The 18,632-nt window shown below is 39.2% G+C and carries 17 protein-coding genes; 2 read left to right on the forward strand and 15 right to left on the reverse strand.

The features are described 5' to 3' along the window. Position 1: 1 nt before the first annotated feature. The 12 genes from DWX28_RS06300 to DWX28_RS06360 all read right to left on the reverse strand — a co-directional run bounded on the left by DWX28_RS06300 (position 2) and on the right by DWX28_RS06360 (position 14,166). Entirely contained in the window at positions 2-1,252 is a 1,251-nt protein-coding gene (locus DWX28_RS06300) for a CDP-alcohol phosphatidyltransferase family protein (RefSeq protein ID WP_118252172.1), read from the reverse strand. 235 nt (positions 1,253-1,487) lie between these two features. After that, positions 1,488-2,561 carry a DnaJ C-terminal domain-containing protein gene (locus DWX28_RS06305; RefSeq protein ID WP_199611802.1) on the reverse strand — a complete coding sequence of 358 codons (1,074 nt, stop codon included), beginning with the start codon at positions 2,559-2,561 and terminating at the stop codon, positions 1,488-1,490. 421 nt (positions 2,562-2,982) lie between these two features. Further along, the gene (locus tag DWX28_RS06315) at positions 2,983-3,531 is read right to left on the reverse strand and encodes a CFI-box-CTERM domain-containing protein (RefSeq protein ID WP_118252175.1); all 549 of its coding nucleotides are present in this window, start codon (positions 3,529-3,531) and stop codon (positions 2,983-2,985) included. A gap of 154 nt (positions 3,532-3,685) precedes the next feature. Beyond that, positions 3,686-3,868, reverse strand: coding sequence for a hypothetical protein (locus DWX28_RS06320; RefSeq protein WP_118252176.1), 183 nt, complete (start codon positions 3,866-3,868; stop codon positions 3,686-3,688). Between the two features lie 21 nt (positions 3,869-3,889). Beyond that, positions 3,890-4,315 carry a Mov34/MPN/PAD-1 family protein gene (locus tag DWX28_RS06325; RefSeq protein ID WP_118252177.1) on the reverse strand — a complete coding sequence of 142 codons (426 nt, stop codon included), beginning with the start codon at positions 4,313-4,315 and terminating at the stop codon, positions 3,890-3,892. A gap of 1 nt (position 4,316) precedes the next feature. Continuing rightward, positions 4,317-5,294: a hypothetical protein gene (locus tag DWX28_RS06330; protein ID WP_118252178.1), complete on the reverse strand. Its 978-nt coding sequence runs from the start codon at positions 5,292-5,294 to the stop codon at positions 4,317-4,319. Between the two features lie 53 nt (positions 5,295-5,347). Next, entirely contained in the window at positions 5,348-6,802 is a 1,455-nt protein-coding gene (locus tag DWX28_RS06335) for a tetratricopeptide repeat protein (protein ID WP_158565284.1), read from the reverse strand. 12 nt (positions 6,803-6,814) lie between these two features. Beyond that, positions 6,815-7,123, reverse strand: coding sequence for a hypothetical protein (locus DWX28_RS06340; RefSeq protein ID WP_118252180.1), 309 nt, complete (start codon positions 7,121-7,123; stop codon positions 6,815-6,817). Positions 7,124-7,154: 31 nt separating this feature from the next. Continuing rightward, a complete protein-coding gene (locus DWX28_RS06345; protein ID WP_118252181.1) occupies positions 7,155-8,732 on the reverse strand; it encodes an Hsp70 family protein in 1,578 nt (525 codons plus the stop codon). A 49-nt stretch (positions 8,733-8,781) separates the two neighbouring features. Further along, positions 8,782-10,335 (reverse strand): Ig-like domain-containing protein, encoded by a 1,554-nt coding sequence (locus DWX28_RS06350; protein ID WP_118252182.1) that lies wholly within the window; start codon positions 10,333-10,335, stop codon positions 8,782-8,784. 35 nt (positions 10,336-10,370) lie between these two features. Then, positions 10,371-10,895 (reverse strand): hypothetical protein, encoded by a 525-nt coding sequence (locus tag DWX28_RS06355; RefSeq protein WP_118252183.1) that lies wholly within the window; start codon positions 10,893-10,895, stop codon positions 10,371-10,373. A 16-nt stretch (positions 10,896-10,911) separates the two neighbouring features. Beyond that, the gene (locus DWX28_RS06360; protein WP_158565285.1) at positions 10,912-14,166 is read right to left on the reverse strand and encodes an ATP-binding protein; all 3,255 of its coding nucleotides are present in this window, start codon (positions 14,164-14,166) and stop codon (positions 10,912-10,914) included. A gap of 211 nt (positions 14,167-14,377) precedes the next feature. Here DWX28_RS06360 and DWX28_RS06365 point away from each other — a divergent pair, with 211 nt between their 5' ends. After that, positions 14,378-14,929 (forward strand): helix-turn-helix domain-containing protein, encoded by a 552-nt coding sequence (locus DWX28_RS06365; protein ID WP_158565286.1) that lies wholly within the window; start codon positions 14,378-14,380, stop codon positions 14,927-14,929. A 163-nt stretch (positions 14,930-15,092) separates the two neighbouring features. Then, the gene (locus tag DWX28_RS06370; RefSeq protein WP_147342084.1) at positions 15,093-15,539 is read left to right on the forward strand and encodes a hypothetical protein; all 447 of its coding nucleotides are present in this window, start codon (positions 15,093-15,095) and stop codon (positions 15,537-15,539) included. Positions 15,540-16,214: 675 nt separating this feature from the next. Here DWX28_RS06370 and DWX28_RS06375 read toward each other — a convergent pair. The 3 genes from DWX28_RS06375 to hpf all read right to left on the reverse strand — a co-directional run bounded on the left by DWX28_RS06375 (position 16,215) and on the right by hpf (position 18,491). After that, positions 16,215-16,649 carry a hypothetical protein gene (locus tag DWX28_RS06375; RefSeq protein ID WP_118252187.1) on the reverse strand — a complete coding sequence of 145 codons (435 nt, stop codon included), beginning with the start codon at positions 16,647-16,649 and terminating at the stop codon, positions 16,215-16,217. 4 nt (positions 16,650-16,653) lie between these two features. Then, a complete protein-coding gene (locus DWX28_RS06380; protein WP_118252206.1) occupies positions 16,654-17,865 on the reverse strand; it encodes a GNAT family N-acetyltransferase in 1,212 nt (403 codons plus the stop codon). Between the two features lie 98 nt (positions 17,866-17,963). After that, the gene (hpf, locus tag DWX28_RS06385; protein WP_022214434.1) at positions 17,964-18,491 is read right to left on the reverse strand and encodes a ribosome hibernation-promoting factor, HPF/YfiA family; all 528 of its coding nucleotides are present in this window, start codon (positions 18,489-18,491) and stop codon (positions 17,964-17,966) included. Between the last annotated feature and the right edge of the window lie 141 nt (positions 18,492-18,632).

An 18,632-nucleotide genomic window follows, 5' to 3' on the forward strand; every position in this document is an offset into this window, starting at 1 on the left:
TTCAGATCCAGTCTCTGCCGCTCAGGTTCCTACGGTATTTCGGTCCCATCAGACCGTTTTTGCGCTCCAGTGCCTCGCGGAATTCAGCCCCGTACATTACGAAGGACATCGTCATGCACACAGCACAAGCCCCGATCAGCACATTGGCTGTCGAATACGGAAGTCTGACTCCTGCTGTCAAAATCATCACAACTACATAAGTAACTGCTGTATTCAGCTTGCCATGCCACTGAGCTTCCCCGGTCGCGTCGGTCTCCATAATGACTTTCCAGCCTACGACCAGCATGTATGTTTCTTTTATCACAAACAGGATCATCACAAGTTTCACCAGCGGATAACGTGATATCAGACACGCCAGCATCACTGCCTGCATTGCCTTGTCTGCCAGTGGATCAAGCAGTCTTCCGATCCTGCTGATCTGATTAAAGGATCTCGCAATTCTTCCATCCAGGAAGTCGGTCGCTGCCGCTGCCAGGATGATCATGGTCAGAGCCGGTCTGTTTCCTCTCATACCATGTCTCTCGCAGATTCCAAGGAAAAGAATTGCAAGTCCGAGTCTGATAAGACTCAGAAGATTCGGTACGGTAAGGATTTCTTTACGTGTAAAAACTTCTGCAAGCTTCTCCTGCCTTGCCGGAATCACACGGTAGAAAAGCTGGTAACACAGGATATTCAGAATCAGGGCTGTCATTACATCTGAAACACAGTGCTGCTTCAGGAACATGGTTGCCATGATGATAGACACTGTCAGAACTGTCTGTGCTGCTGTAAATACTTTATTTTTCCTGCATCTCTCATTCTGGAAAAGTGCTACACAGCTTGCCACAGAATTAAATACGTGGATACTTGGAAAAATATTCGTAGGCGTGTCGATCTTATACAAAAATCTGACCGCTGAAATAAAAATACCGCTCTCCCCGGTCAGATCCGGTCGAAGATTCTGTCCGTTCGGGTAAACATAGGAAACCAGAATGAACAAGGTCATTCCCACTGCCAGAGTGCCAATATACTGATAATATTCCTTCTTGCCCGGGCAGAACAGCACGAAATAAACCACTGTACCGATCAGAAAAAAGTACCACATCACATATGGAATAATAAAATACGGGCAGAACGGGATTTTGTCATCTGCCAGCGAATGGATGATATGTATTTTCACATCGCTTCGCTCTACGAGCATAAAGGATACCATATAAAAAATCCCATACAGCGGAATCATCCACAAATGTTTTGATTTCTTCAGATAATTCAAAATATCACCTTTCCGAATATGCTGGCTGCATGCCAGGGGCAATTTATTGTTTCAGTCATTACATTCTTGTTTCATTTATCTGTAGGTATAATATACCTATTTATAAGATTTAATCAATCCACAAAATGCCCAAAATATCCGATTTTACAGAAATTTCATAATCTCTTTTCATAAAGCTAAGATAAAAATAAGAAATTCTTTCGTTTTCGACACAGATACAAAAAGAGGAAGTGCTTTATGCTGCACTTCCTCTTCTCTTCTGTGTATCCTTACGCAAGACCTGCTGGAATTCTCTCAGCTTTTCTTTTGCCTCCGGGCTTAAGTTCTGCGGTACCTGGATCTGTACAGTTACGTACTGATTGCCGTGGACAGCAGAATCTTTCATAGAAACAATTCCTTTGCCTTTCAGACGGATCTTACGTCCGGACTGTGTACCCTCCGGGATCTTGCAGATCACATCGCCGTACAGGGTGGTGACTTTGGCTTCGCCGCCAAATACGGCTGTTGTAAATGGAATATTTGCTGTTGTGTAGATATCCATTCCTTTACGCTCAAAGCCAGGTTTCGATGCCACATTGACTTTGAGGAAAAGATCTCCTGCAAGACCGCCATTGAATCCCGGATTTCCTTTGCCTTTCAGACGGATGCTCTTGCCATCTTCGATGCCTGCCGGGACATGTACCTTAAGTGTCTGGGTAACGCCATTTCCAGATGGATCAGACAGCCTCATCACTCTGTCGCATCCAAAGGCTGCTTCTTCGAAGCTGACGCTTACTTCTGAGTGAAGATCACTGCCCTTTGCCTGCGTACTTCTTCCGCCGAAGCCGCCAAATCCGCTCTGGCTGTGGAAGCCCTGCCCTCCGAAGCTGCCGCTCTGACTGCCGCTCTGACCATGGAACATATTTCCAAAGATATCCCCAAAAATATCTCCCATATCGCCCATGTTGCCCATGTTGCCGTTTTCGAAATGGTATTCATGGTAGCCGCTGCCGCCCTGGCCGAAGCCGCCAAATCCACTGCCAAAACCACCCTGACCATGGAATCCCTGGCCTCCGCCATAAGCACCTCCGGCACCTGCACCTTCTTCAAAGGCCGCGAAACCATACTGGTCGTACAGTTTCTTCTTCTCGTCATCACTTAAGATATTATATGCTTCTGTGATCTCTTTAAACTTCTGTTCCGCATTCTTATCCCCCGGATTCATGTCCGGATGATATTTCTTCGCAAGTTTCCTGTATGCTCTCTTGATCTCCTTCGCATCGGCATTTCTTCCGACCCCAAGGACATCATAATAATCTCTCTTAGCCATAATGCCACCTCCGGTTATATTCGTATAGAAAAGAAGATGCGGTCATAAACTCCCGCATCCCCTGCCCTTGTCTTTTGTTCTATTTGTAATATAACACTCGATTTTTGATATGTCAAGATGGTGCGGAAAGATTTTTGCTTCCTGTCCTTGCATACTTGCCAAACAACCTGGCTCTGATCGTGATCGTAGCCCCTGTTTTGTTCTTTCCCATCTTCATTCATTTATTTTTTTCTGCAAGCATACGGCGTAATTCCTGCAGTTGTTTGTCTTTTATTTCCAACTGCTTCTTCTGACTAACCAATTGCTCTTTTTGGCTAACCATGCATCCAGTTTATTTCTGATACCCTTATTTTCCATGGTTTTTCGGAATATATCAAGTGGAACGAAAATATAGTTTTGAAGCATTATGTAGTTTTTTACATCAATCTTTAAATCTCTTTTTTATCAAAATTACCATCCGATTAAGAATCACCCTAACTTTATTATTAATAAACGTATAATCTTTTAGTTTTTCCGCCAATCCCGGGCTAAGTGCATAATATATTTTTATGAACATTCTTCCACCTCGTGATTTTTTTAATACGTTATCTCTGAATCTTCGCAACACCAACACTTCCGGCGCATCATAACTTCCATAAACCGCTGTTGCTATATAACAGCCTTCTTTCTGAGATGATTGCTGTGGCGGCTGCTGTGATTCCTGCTTCTGACTAATAGATACAGCTTTTTCCTCTTCTTTCTGTTCTTCTAATATTCCGTTAACAATGTTGTTCCATTTACTACAGTCAACTGCTCCACACTCATGTCCCCACGCATCAAAATTTTTTCCAAAATTTACTCTATGCAGTTCGCAGGCATCTTCATGTGTATCATCCGTTACTGTATAATAATTACATAAGGCGCAACAAGTTTCATTATCTTTATTTACTTTTTTGAATCCGGCATAATTTAATCTTTCTTCTACATTCATACTGTTTCCCCTGTCACTTCTTTTCTGTTTAATAATCACTAATTCTATTTGAGCACCTCATCATAAAAATAGTTTTTACAATAAGATGCTCAAATAATATCTACATGCAGATGTCTGGCAATGCAAAGAAATTGGTTTTATACTATACTAAATTTCAGTTTTTAAAATGGAAACATCCATTTCTGTCGCTCGGTTTGTTATAACCGCCATAAGAACCACGACAGTAAACGCGTCCATACTGATCCTTGTCGCTCCAGTCAGCGTATCTGCAGTCATAACAGTTGCCCTCAAAACATCCTTCTGGAATTTCAATTTTTAACTCTTTAAAATCTTTCATAGTTCTGTTCCCCCATTTCTGTCAGTCAACAATAAGTTTCTCTTTTGTAATAACCAATTTTCCCTGCATTTGCTCTGCAATATAGCAAACCATCTTTTTATCTGGCATGACCACTATCGGAAAATATAATCTCTTAAATTCTAACGGCATATTTTCAAGGATTTTATCTATGTACCTTTTATCTGCCTCAGATAAAGTTTCCACACTCCAGAAATGAGTATGATAAATCCCCATAAAGCTGATAGTTTTCATTTGCCACTGTTTAATTACATCGTTTAGTTCTTTTATATTCGGAATATAGCTACACATTCTGTCCGTCTGCATTCCTCTGTCAAAATGTTCTACTGTAATTATCTCATTCTGTCCTCCGAGGATTCCTCCTGTTTCCGGCGGGCATGTATTTTGAGAATCCATTATCTTCTTATATATTTCTGATTTTATATGCATTTTAAGTATCTTCCGGATTTTGTTTAAATTTGTATTGGACTATAGAATATTCTTCCACATAGGTTTCCTGAGAATTTCCGTCGGAGTCAGACCGTGTTTCCATATTTGGCTGCTTCTGCAGCTTTTGCATTAATGAAGACAGTACAATATTTCCATCGTTATCCCTGCAGGAATCTATAGTTTCTTTATCAGTAAAATAAGAACTGTATATTTTTTCTCCATTACCTACTCCTGGAACCAACTGATAATATATATCTCCATCCTTTAATTCTTTTGGGTTTGTCCAACCATCAGGATGATACTCTCCTCTCATATCTTCCTGGTTTCCAAGTGGGCGTAAAAAATCTTCTTGTTTCTCACCTGGTGGTACAATCCTGAGGCCTTCCGTCGAAGGCGTATTTTTATCCAGATATTTCAAATCTTCTTCTGATAGATCAGTATCCCCTGCTAACGCAGTTTCGTTTTTAAGATCATGAGCTGTGGATTCATCCAATTGAACCAAATCTTCTTCCATCAGAGGTCTGTTCTCCAAATGAACCTGATATCCATCTTCATTCATCCTGATATCTGAAGAGTATCTATCTGTCTCCGGATTAAAGCGGCATACTTCTCTGCTGACAGGAATTAAATTACCATTCTGCTTTAAAATCCTGGCATTTTGAATGAAATACTGATTTCCACCACCTTCGCCATAATCCCCATTTGCATCTACTTTCCCGGAAAAAAGTATATGTTTCTGTTTTTTTGAATCTTCCTGTGCGGCTTCTGACTCTTCTATTTTCTCCTCAAACAGATCATCCTCTTCTTTCGGAAGTTCTTTTATATCCTTCTGTTTTTTCTCAACCCTGTCACATAACTCTTCCAGGTCATCGAAATAATCACTTTCTGGACAGGATATTTCTTTACATTTGGTTAAACTTTTATTCGTAATCTCCGTATTTGCATTATTTTCAAATCGCTCATTGAAATTATTTCTCATAAAGCCCTTTCAAGAACGCCCATCTTATTGATGGGCGTTTGATTAAAAATAAATTAAAACCATCTGCCTGATGCCAGACCTATAATAAATTTGAATATCAGACTCATAGTCTGGATTAAAGCTTTGAATGCATATTCTGCCATTCTTGCCGTTCCATCGCCTGCTATGCTTATTACTTTTTCAAGTTTTCCTGCCTTACCTGTAACATAGGATTTATTAATTTGCCAGTATGGTCTGAAGCTGAAATAAATAAGCACGCCCATAACAAGATACAGGGCAATACCTATCGGAAGAAATCCTTCTGCAATAAATCCTAATACTGTAAAAATAGTTCCATATGTCGCAAGAGATTTAATTGCCGGCATATTCCAATCATTCCATGCTTTCTTACCATAGTATTTCGCACTCTCTAACTGATTCTGTGTATGTTCATCTTCGAAGATTTCAACTGCTTTTGTACGCAAAGTCAGGCATTTCTGATAAGAAGCCTTATCAGCAATAAACGTAGCATTCTGTGCAGCATCATAGTAATAGCAGGTGTTTGAATATGTATCCAGATCATACGCAACTCCACGCTTGAAATTATTATCATCCGGATGTGCCGCTATATAAGAATCAATTTCCTGAAACGCCAGTTTCTCATCACCTCTTCTCAAATGCAGATATACCTGCTCTGAATGACCAATTGAATTATTCGGAGCCAATTCAAGTAGCCGGTTTATTCTCTGCTGTGCATTTTCGAAGTTCTTTGTACCGATTGTTGCAATTCTGGCTCCCAGCCAATGCAGATTTAGATCTGTCTTAAAAATTGAAATACCATGGTCAACAACTCCCAGTGCTTTATCATATGTATTCATATCAAAATAACAACGGGCAAGAAGATCATATGCAGAAGCATCATTCACTTCTCCGGCAACTGCCTCTTCTGCAAATTTAGCAGCCAGTTTAATATTACCTTTACGATAATATGCCCTTGCCTGATCAAGTATTGTCTGAAGTTTTTCTTCAGCGACATCCACAATCCTGCCAGCCTGATAAGCAAGTTCCAGGGCCTGATCGTATGCCTGACGTTTTGCAGCTCTGATCAAGTATCGGCGAGCATCTCGAATATTGTCTATGATCTTATCAATAAGTAAACTTTGTTCCTTATCATTTGTGGCACCCTGGCGTTGGATCCATATTTTTTCCATGTTTTTCAAATGTTCGCGAATTGTTTTTTCATCCCATGCACGATCAATATCCAGTTCTTTGTAATAGTCAACTGTAACATCCATTTTTTTAGCAGATCCAAAAAATGATGTTTTATTTCCGGAAAAATTATTGGTTTTGTTTGAATCAGTTGCTGTCTGCTTAGATTGTGACGTATATGCTGAATCTGCAGACGAAGCTCCAGCGTTTTGTTTACTATACATATTTTCATCTGTAGAAGCATAATCATTAGCAGCACCATTATAATTCGCGCTATTATTTGTAGGAATAACTGTATTCATTGTCTTGTTGGAAGCCAAATTTTCTACATTCTATCCTCTGTTAAGAAAGAAAAATGTTATTCCAGGCATCAGAATTAAACTCACGAATGCCAGAGGTAAATTTACCTGATGTGTAATATTATAAATAAAATTTATAGCCACAATTATACATAAAGCATAAAAACCTGCTTTTTTTTGCTTAAACAGCAAAACAGCTACTGAAGCTATCTGACCGATGCCCATAATTATCGTATAAACTCCTACAGCAGCAGAATAAGAAAAAACATAAAATCCAGATAACACACTTATTGCGCCACCAACAATTAAAATCCATAACCATATTTTGCAACCTTTTGTCATAATATCAATCCTTTCCTTTCAACAAAACTTCTCATTCTCCGCTAATATCAAGCCTACTGATACGCTGTCGGCTTTGTTGAATTTCTTCTTCTGTAAGATTAGAGACTCTGTCGATATGCATTTCACCTAAATCCTGCTGCAGATCCTGGTCATACACCCTTACATGGATAATTGAGTTTTCATCACATGAAATTGTTACCTCAATCCCAACAATCTTTTCCCTCGGTGCAATTTCAATTTCGGCTGTTCCAATTACAGTTACATACCTTAAATCTTCTTCCTCTCCCTGAGTTACCTGAATATACAAATTCTCCTGAAATGGAGCTGTTGTACAATACTGATTTGTGCAGGCCGCCGGTACCTGTGTGTTCTTTGGCAAAATAACAGAATTATATTCCTGATCATTTTCACCCACACATACAATTCCAATTCCATGTGATGTAACATCTGTAAATGTATATTTTTTAGCTGGTTCTGGTATTGCCGCATCCAGAATCTGTCGATTCCCTGTTTCGCCCTGTTCTGTTTTTCTCTGTTCCTTTTTCTGTTCTCTTTTTAATGTTTCCAGTACATGATATGCCGCACCTATTGCTACTGCCTCATCTGGATGAACTTCTGATGAAGGAGTCATTCCTGTTTCTTCCTCAATGACTTCCTGCACCAGAGGCATCCTTGTAGAACCACCTACCAAAAGAATTTTATCCAAATCTGTATATTCCAGTCCTGCTTCATCACATGCATTTTCCATACTCGATATAGTTCCAAATAATACTCCCTCTATCAAGTCTGCAAAATCTTCTCTGGTTAAGGTATATTTGAATGGACGGCCTCCAATATTCAGAACAATATTCGCCTTTTCTCTTGCAGAAAGAGTTTTCTTTGCTTCTTCTGCTTTTAACTGCAGATCCTGCTGTGCAACAGGATCACTTTGAATATCAAATCCCTGTTCTGCTGCTGCCTCCGTTACAGCTGCTATAATACACTTATCAAAGTCATAACCACCCAGTTTACGATCTCCAGCTGTAGCAAGCACCGTAATATTTTCTGCATCAAATCGCAAAATTGTCACATCAAAGGTTCCACCGCCGAGATCATAAACCATAATTGTCTGCTCTTTTTCGTTATTCTTCGTAATTCCAAAAGCCAGAGCTGCTGCTGTAGGTTCATTTATAATTCCAATTACATTCAAACCTGCAATTTTGCCTGCATCCATGGTTGCTTTTCTCTGTGCCTCATTAAAGTATGCCGGAACTGTAATAACTGCACCATCAACTGATTCACCAAGATGCTTTTCGGCATCCGCTTTCATTTTGGACAAAATAATGGCAGATATAGCCTCCGGAGAATATTTTTCTCCATCATCTGTTGAAAACTGATAATCTCTTTCACCCATATGGCGTTTTACAAACTGCTCACAGTTTACGGGTTCAATGATACTCTGATTTTTTGCCTCTTCTCCAACAATTGTGGAACCATCCTCAAACAAAACTGTAGATGGGGTTATGTTCTTACCCTCTGCATTTGGAATTACCACTGGCTGGCCATTATCATTAATATAAGCCATACAGGAAAATGTTGTTCCAAGGTCAATGCCTATGTACTTTCCCATTCCTTATCCCTCTTTCCTTTTCATAATATTTATACTGTTATCAGAAGCATTACCTTCCAAATAACTTTCTTATAAGACTTGATTTCTGTACCTTTACAGTAAACGCTGTTTTTTTCCTCCGGGTAACATTTACTACTTCAATCGTTGCGGTACCGGTATTCTTTGCCACCACTTTATTTCCAATAATATTTGCAATATTATAATCAGAACTTGTCATAATATAACCTCTGTCAATACTGTTTTCCGGATAAACAGCAACATTCACCTCATATTCCTGCATCGGCTGCAGATGTAACTGTCCATCTTTTAAATCAACACTTAAGGACTCCAGATATGGTCTGACTTCACAAGCACATACAGCAGAAACATTCTCTGCAATACACCATATCTTACACTTTCCTGGTGAATTACAGGTTAATGTGCCATGCGAATTGACACTGGCAATCGTTTCATCTGATGATTTCCAGGTAATCGTATTAACATTATCGGCATTTACAGGAGAATAATCATACTGTAATCTCCTGGTATCACCTGCACCAAGTATCAGTTCATCGTCATTTAAAATAATTTTTTTAATACGATTTCTCTGAATAACATTTATTTCACATACCTGAAAAGGTTTTTTGTTCCCGTAATAGTATGCTTCCAACTGCGTCCTTCCAGGTTTCACGCCAAACACGCATAAATTATCTGTGGTCGCAATTGTATTATCAAGTACTCGAAAAATCACCTGCGGTGGCGACGAAAGTGGCGGATCCACTGCAATCTGGATAATATTACTCTTCCCGGTCTCTATTGTTTTTTGTATCTTTACACTGACAACTGGCTCAATAGCCATAAGTTTTGAAAAATTTATTTCTGTTCCACAGGAAATGCTTTGAATACAGTTTCGAAAAGCTAACATAAGCGGAAAACTTAAAAAACAATTCAAAATCACAGAAATAACTTCTGGCGTTTCACATTCATACGCAAGATATGTATTGTCTATTTTTTTTAATTTCGTTTCTGTTCCCTGATAAATCAGAAAAACAGGATTATCTGAATTATATTTTCGAGCGACCGCTTCCCCTTCGGAAAGATTCTTCGCCAGAATAAATAAAAAAGTATTCTGTTTATTTTCAAAACAATTATTTGAGCGATCCAAAATCTGAACTCGTGTACTGCAGAACAGATTACTGATTTCAATATTTTTTATCTCTTCCAGATAACTCTGAAACTCTGGAAAAATAACAAAATCTGACTCAATAATTGTTGACTGAAATCTAATTTCTGTGTTATTTTTTACAAGCTGGTTCAACATTCCAAGTCTTTTTTGAAATGGAATATTGACAGGTGGTAATTCTGAAGAGAATCCTATACAATGTAAGTTTTGCTCACATTCAAACTTCATAATGTCTATGCTCCACTCTGTTCCTGTAAATATAACAAAAAACTCATCTCGTACTTCGTTATAAAGAACATTCAGTATTTCAGAATGCCACTTCCAGATATCTTCATCTGCAAACTGAGTTAAACGACTGTATTCGGATGGCTGTTTTCCATCAATAAGAACGGTAAGTCGTGGAAGATATGGATTGTACTGCATATTTATCTGAGTTGCCATGTTTGTTTATAGCCTCCATAATTATTAACTACATTTCAAGATTCTTCCGCATTGTCTGATGAATCATCCATCGCTTCATATTTATTAGGACTTTCTCCTCCTAAAGTTCGTTCTCTCTCAAACCCACCTTTAGGGCGATCTTTTATTTCACCTGAATCGCCATGTTCTGCATTATATTTCTTTATTTCTTCAGGAGATTGAGTTACTTTTATACGATCCATAAATTCTTCTTTTCGTCCCTTTTTAGGCTCTGAATCCTCATTTTCCTCAGTTTTGTCCGTTTTATCTGCCTCTTTAACTTTTTCTTTAGAAAAGAAATCTTTTATACGCTCAAACAATTTCGGTTTCTCACCACCATCCGATTTCTTTTGATTTTCCTTAGTATCCTGAGCGTCTTTTCCCTCACTGTTTTCTACCTTTGATTCAAAATCATCTTTATAATCATACGCACCTTCTAAAATCTGATTGTGCCGTTTTTCCGTTTTTTCTGTTGAAGCCTCTTTATTATCTGGATTTTCTTTTGTCTCATTTGTTTCATTAAATTTATTATTAAATGCCATTCTCCTACTCCCCGTACTATTTTAATGAAATGCCCAGCTGACGATAAAGCATTCTGCACAGCATGGCCAGTTTACTGTCTGGATAATATTTTATTTTTCCGCCATATCCAATTGCATATAACATATCCAGAATAACGGTAGCCTTTACATACTCATCATCCAGAAGTACATATAAGGAAAGTGCTGAAAAAAACTTCTCAAACCATTCCTGCGTATTCTGTTTATATAAATTCAACATATCCGAGAATTCTCCGGAATCACTGTCCATTGCATTGAATTGTCTGTATGTAGGCACATCATCCAGAGGAATTACTTCAAACAGCTGTCCACATCCTGTCAGTTCGAGCAGTAAATTTCCATAATAGAACTTATTAAAAGCACTGTTGGCAGGAAATTTGTCATTATAGGAGCGCAAAATATCATCCAGCTCTCTCTTTTTATCTGCAGGCAGCGCAGAAGAACGGGTAATTGCCTTCAAACGCATTGGAGAAAAATGCTGTTCCTTCTTCTGTTCATTTAATGCTGTCAGAAGATTTCCCTTTGTAACCCTCAGATCTGCCGGATTCGTCATTTCCACTTCTGTATTATAACGGTCATCCCATTTATCTACTTTCATCAAAACCGGAGACAGCCATCCCTTCTGGAAAACTGCTGCCACTCCAACATTCAGTCGAGACAGTTCTCTGGTCTGCTGATCATTCAAAGAAAGGGCGCTTCCCAGTTCTTCACAGGCATCTTTTGCCGGTGTGTTCATAATAATCTTTGTTGATGTATTCTCAATAGCAGATGCATCTACAGCCATTGGAGACTGATCTATAATAATAAAACCTTCACCATATGTTCGCATTTCTTTGATAGAATTACTGATCATCTCTACAGATTTTCCAATCATATTTGCGCCTTCCTGATTCTGGTCTTTGGAAGTTCGTTTCAGCAGGTTATGTGCCTCTTCCAGAACGGTAACATGACTGAGCCGAGAGTTTAGAGCAAGTTTTGGATTTTCTTTTCTCTGAGATTTTCTGTATTCATTCAGTTTCATGATCAGGACACCCATAATCAAAGCAATTGCCTCGTCTGATCCAAGTTCACTCAGGTCTATTACAACATTTGAATCAAATAATAAGGAATCTTCAATTCCAACACTGTTCTTGAAAATCACACCATTAATACCAACCGTCATAGACTGTACTCGCGTAAGTAATGCACCTTTATAATCACCTTTAGAATCCGCAGAATAATCAGAAGTATTGATAATATCCGGAAGAATCTCCAGAACATCCGCAAATACCGGGTATTTATGGTCACTGATACCTGGAATCCAGATAGAATTCTGAACATCCCATCCACAGCGGGTATAGCTGTCAACGACAGCCTGTTTTAATATTGCAGGCATAGCTGCGTATAACGGCCAGGATGCATTAAATATCTGAAGGAGCTGTTCAACATGAGAAAGCAAATGAATATTGTCTGGGAACTGAAAAGGATTTATCCTCAGTATTCTGTATGCATTTGGATCCGTAGTAAAAATCTTGATTCCTTTTAGTCCTCCGAAAATCTGTTTATATTCGCCCTTTGCAGGTTCAATGATCATAATCTTCACATCATTTTGAAGTACCTGTTCCAACAGTTCATATGTAGCATATGACTTTCCTGAACCAGAAGATCCTGTAATAAAGCAATGAGAAGATAAGAGATCCAGATCCATTACAACTCTTGAATTTTCAACAACTCCCATATGATATATATTTCCAAAGTCAATTTTTCGAGAAGGTACTTTATTTTCATAAACAACCGAACGACCAAATTCTGCCATTTCAACAACTGCCAGTCCGGAAACTGATTTTTTAGGAAGTCCCATTACAAGAGGAAGTTCATTTCCACTTACAAGGTTCGTTGGCGTTACAATCTGTTTATTGTACCCTCCTTCAAAAGCCGCAATCTCTGCACTTGGATGAACAAAATGCAGAATGTTGTCTGTAATTTTTCTGATTGTATCCTCCTGATTAAGTGACCATATATTAAAATGAGCACTTTCAACATCCGATTCTTTTCCTGTCATCAATGCCTTGTACGCATTTCCGGCAAGTGCAGTAGTATGAATATCTTTCGACATAAAATAGCTGCAGAATTCCCACATTCCAAAAGATTCACACATTTTAAAACGTTCTAACTGTGCCTGCGCCCGCTTAATCAGATTACTTACACCTGTATTTTCAAAATTTAAAGTGACTGTTTTGGAAGAGCCTACTGTTTCTGTCGTTCCATCCGTTTTAGAATCAGTTGAAGTAGATCCTTCACTGTCAGATACAGCCTGTGTAAACGAATTTCCAGAAGTATAAGAATCAAAAGATCCATTGGAATATCCGCTGTTTCCTCCCCACCCAAAACTGCTCCCATCTTTGGAAAAACCTCCATTGTAACTGCTGCCACTGCTTGAACTGGAGTTTGTTCCACTTGAAGTTGATGAACTTGTTGTATTTGAATTGCTTACGCTTCTGCTTACGGATTTGGAGAAACTTGTGGATATACTTTTATTCACTGCACTACTTTCATTTTCCCCATACGCCAACGATAATTTTGCATGCGGTGTTAAGACAGAGCAAAGTTCTTCATATCCATGTTTTCGTTTTTCCATTACCTGTCTGTCCAGTGGACTTGCGAGACATAACATGGTATATGATTTTCCGTTCATCGTATCAATAAATTTCTCAGTTCCCTGAATAAAAGTATCCATATCCTTTGTTTCATCTCTCATAGATGGAACAATAGACACTGATGCAAGACTTTTAATTCCTTTTTTCTGGATACCTGTAATCACATCCTGGATATCATTTATATCCTTTGAATCATATACAATCCCCGGAAAATTTCCCTTTAATGTAGATTCAAGAATGTCTCCTGCCAGAGAACTGTTCTGTTCAGAACGAGTTCCCATATAAAATCGAATTTTCTCACCATCACTGTCAATGATAAGAGCAACTGCACTGTTCAAACTATGTAATGCAGAATATACACTCATCAGTTTATCTGTAAATTTTTCATTTGCATCAAAAACCAATTTGGATATTTCAACAAGGCGAAGCCTAGAGACATCCATAATTGAACGATTTGCAGAAATAATAGGAGCACTCGAAAATGCATCCAGATAAGATCTGTTTAAATATAGGTCTGCAACCTGAAATCCCTGAGACAACTGAAGTTCTGTAATTCTTCGCTGTTCAGCTTTTTGATATTTGGCCTCCTGCTCCGAATACGGTATTACCTGTGTCATATACTTTTCTCCTAATCGTTTTACATTCTTTATCATTACAACATCTATTTTGCCATACCTGATTTACGGATTTGTTCTGTTTTCTGTTTTGTTATATGATTTTAAAAAAATATTATTATGTCTATAAATAGACAAATTTATGGTTCTTTTTCTCACACTTTATCGTTTAATTTTAAGAAACATTCCCTCCTTCTACAAGATGGGGCGAGATTTGTGGACAGGTTTTTACAGTGCCTTTTGCCAATTTTTGTCTGATTCTGACACTTTCGTTATGACGAATATGATATACTGGGAATTAGTAATAATTGAAGTTATGAAAGGATTTTTACTTATGTCTGTATTTTCTGATATGCTTAAGAATTATATCCATGAGAAGGATGTAAAAGTAGGTGCCTTGGCACACTACTGTCAGCTAGAACGCTCTACTATCTATAAATTTATTAACGGTAAACGTGAACCTATGTCTGCTGAACTGGTGGAACAGATCGCTTATTTTATAAAGCTGACTCCTCTTGAAACACACCAGCTCAGAGAATCCTGGAAAATGGCTCGTATGGGAGAAGATGCTTATTATATCCGTAAAAGTGTTGAACATTTTTTATGTGATTTTCCAAACAAGTCCACTCCACCGTCATGTAACTTTACCCCCCCCCCACGCAAATTTAGTCAAACGTCTTTCCCCCACCCAGAACTGTCTTCTGCTAAATTCCAGACAGGCAATAGATTCTTCTGTCCATCAGATTTTATTGTCGGAAGCCGCTAAGCCAAATGGAAAAATCGCTCTTTTCCTGCAGCCTGACTATCCATTTCTGCTGCATCTGCTGTCCACGATCCAGCCTGAAGCCTGTATTCTCCCGTTTTTACGCAGAGACTTGTTGGAAGATATTTTCAATTATGATATTCCTGGGGCAGATTCTGTTATATCTATGGCAGATACTTTGTTCAACAATAATATGCAGCTGATCAACGACGAAAAATTTATTATATATTTTACAGAGTATGGAATGACCCGTTTCCTGCAAGAAGGTTTATTTGAAGAAATTCCACAAACCTTTTATCATCCGTTAAATATAGCGCAGCGAATCCGGATTCTCCGTGAAATCGCACAATGCTGTCATAACGGTTCCTACCGCATTTTGAAGAAGCCTCTGAACCATTTGTCAGAAAACCTTCGTATGTGTCTTTGTGGTAACACATGCTCCCTTACTTATCAGACAAATTCAGGTGATCATATGTGCTTCGCGATCACAGAGCCATTTATCCTGCAGATCTTTCAGGAATTCCTGACAAATATGGATCCGGATGTTTACTACAAGCCTGAGGAAGCCGAGCAGATCATTTATCGCATGATTGAGCAGCTGGAAGCAAAATAGTATAAAAATACGAGCCAGCCTTATTTTTTCTAAAGGCTGACTCATATTTTTCATGTTTTTTCGGAATATGGCAAGCGGAATGAAAACCTGCTTCTAAAGCCGTTACTATTCACTGGTATTTCAGGTAGAAAGACCTTCATGTAAATAAGTGTCCTCTGGACCATCCTCCTGGAGATAATTTATTGACTTGCTTGTAGGCAAGTACAATTCTAACCATCCATTTTTTTCGAATTTATGTACTCTGTTGCTACTTTCTTTTAACGTAGTCATCCAAAACTCCTAACTTCTGTTGACTTCCTGATCACTTACTCATCTCCCAGTCATTTTCCTCTCCGATTTCTGTAGACCTTTAAATAACTTACTTCCTGTCAAGTCATTCAGACCTCTAAATTTTGTGGGCCTTTAGGCGATTTACTTTCCGTAAGGTCATTCTGCCTCCCGATTTCCATGAACCTTCAACTCGCTTGCTTCCTGCCTAATCATCCAGCCAGCTTTCCCTCGCACACAATCACTTACTTTGCGCGGTCAGGTGGAGGACACACCAGGAAAGCGACCACACCATTGCCTCTGAACAGTACCTTAAAGCCTTTATAATTAAACAAATTCACAATTTTGTATAAAAGAAGGTACTGCAGAATCATCATATTTGATGACTTTACAGTACCTTCTTTTTTCTCATAAGTATGTGTTCATTTTGGAAGAACCAAATCTATTCAGAACCGAATAAAAAATACCTGATATGACGCGAGTCACTACTGCCACTCCCCAAAACACCGCAGTATATAACATCAAAAGAATTCCATTTGCCGGATTTGGATCTGCTTCCAATATTTCTCCCATCGGTATGACCAGTCCTGCATAACCTGCCAAAATATAGCAGATAAGATAAATAAAGCAGGCACAGAAACTGATCATCCAGGAAGTTATCCATCTTTTTCTGTTTATGGCAGAAGAGCACAATATGCTGACTCCCATCAAGAATATTCCAGCCAGCAGAAAAAACTCCACTACATAAATTGACTTTACATAGAAAAGAACACCAATCATCCACAGATATATTTTCGCTCTCAAAAGCCCGTCCAAAACAGAAATATAATTATTTTCTTTCATATTCTTAAAAGTAATCCGATATGTACGGTGTCTGCTGCTCAATCGCGTCTTCGAGCATGTCGATGGTCCACTCGGCGGCTTTGATCCTGCCGATCCTTGCGAGGTATTCGGGGCGTTTGTAGCCCATCAGCATGGTAGTCATGGTTTGAATGCTGATCTCGTCCTGGCAGGGTTCCATAGTGCGGACTGCCTGGCCTTTGCCTTCTCTGGAGATGGTCAGACAGAAATTTCCCTGGTTGCACTCCATGACCGGGTCGATCAGTTTAAATTTCCATTCACGGTCGAGGACGCTTGGCTTGAACGGATACTTCTCGATGAAGGACACAAAATCCACGATTCTTCCCATATAGTATGGCGAAATCACTTCCCTGATGCTTGCATCTTCCAGAAGAAATGCCAGAGGTTCATCCGTGTAAGTATCGCCCTCCACCTGATTAATCATGGAAAAATGTGCCGCCACGAAGTTCCATAATCCGGTTCTTGCCTCTTCATTATTAAAGATCATGTCTTTAATATGAAAAACTTCCTTCGCGATCCAGTAGATCACATATCCGTCCGGTTCATTGTTCTCATTATAATAAACGGCCGCCATGATATCGTCGGAGTCCCACAGCCAATATTCATTCCACGCCAGATCATCACGGAGGATTGCTCCATGTGTCCGCATGGCATAACGGTTATAGGCTTCCTTCAGTTCTTCGCCCTCGGTATCGACACGGCGTACATCACCCGGGACCTGATGGTTCTTCGGAAGCTGATAGTCTTTGATCTCGTAGGAGATTTTGTCTGAGATGATCTCCCATCCCTTGCGGCGGTAATATGGAATGGAATATGGATACAGATAACAGATGTCCTGTCCTCGCTCCTTCATGTTCTTGAGTGCCTGCTCAAGAAGTTTGTGCATCAGTCCCATGTTGGAGTATTCCGGATAAGTTCCTACTCCGGTCAGACCGCCCATGGCGTAAGTCCTGCCAAAGATACGTGTCTGCATAGGATAAACTGCCACCTGTGAAACAAGATTATCGTCATCAAACCATCCGATCACATCTGCCTTTTCCATGGTTGGAAATTTGGCGCGGATGATCTCACGTTCCTGCCATCCGATGGAACTCAGCTCCTGTTCCGTAACCTGGAACACATAGCGGAGAAGGGCATTGTACTGTTCCATATATTCGCTGCCTACGGGTTTCATTTTCAGGTTTTTCTTGTTATTCATGATTCCTTTCCCTTTTTCACCAATAAGTCCCATCCCTCATAAGAGAGATGGGACTACGTTTACTTAATGTTTACGAAGTGCACTAACCTCGATCAAACTTAAAACTCAGGCTCGATCAAACCGTAAGTATTGCCTTTACGTTTGTAAACCACATTCACCTGATCTGTCTCTGCATTGTAGAATACAAAGAAGTTGTGTCCCAGAAGTTCCATCTGTACACATGCATCCTCCGGATACATTGGTTTGATGCCGAATTTCTTGGTACGGATGATCTTAACCTCATCCTCTTCCTCGTAATCCTTGTCAATGTATTCCTTCTGGAAGTTTGCTGCAGCCTGCTGTTTGTCTACGATTTTATTTTTGTATTTACGAAGCTGACGCTCGATAACTTCTTCTACCAGGTCAATGGATACGTACATATCGTTGCTTACCTGTTCGGATCTGATAATATTTCCTTTTACCGGGATTGTAACCTCGATTTTCTGTCTTTCTTTCTCAACACTTAAAGTTACGATAACTTCTGTGTCAGGAGTAAAATAACGCTCCAGTTTGCCGAGCTTGTCCTCAACGGCTGTTCTGAGTCCTTGGGATACTGTGATGTTCTTTCCACTAATAATAAATTTCATAGTCCCATCCCCTTTGCTGTTTATTTTGGATGATATATATTCAACCTTCTGGTTGTCTATGTGACCATTATAACACATTCATTCGAATTTTAACACAACTTTACAAAATTTTTATAAAAAATCTGATAAATTTTTTCGGTA

This window comes from Blautia sp. AF19-10LB, assembly GCF_003461245.1.
Lineage (GTDB): Bacteria > Bacillota > Clostridia > Lachnospirales > Lachnospiraceae > Blautia_A > Blautia_A intestinihominis.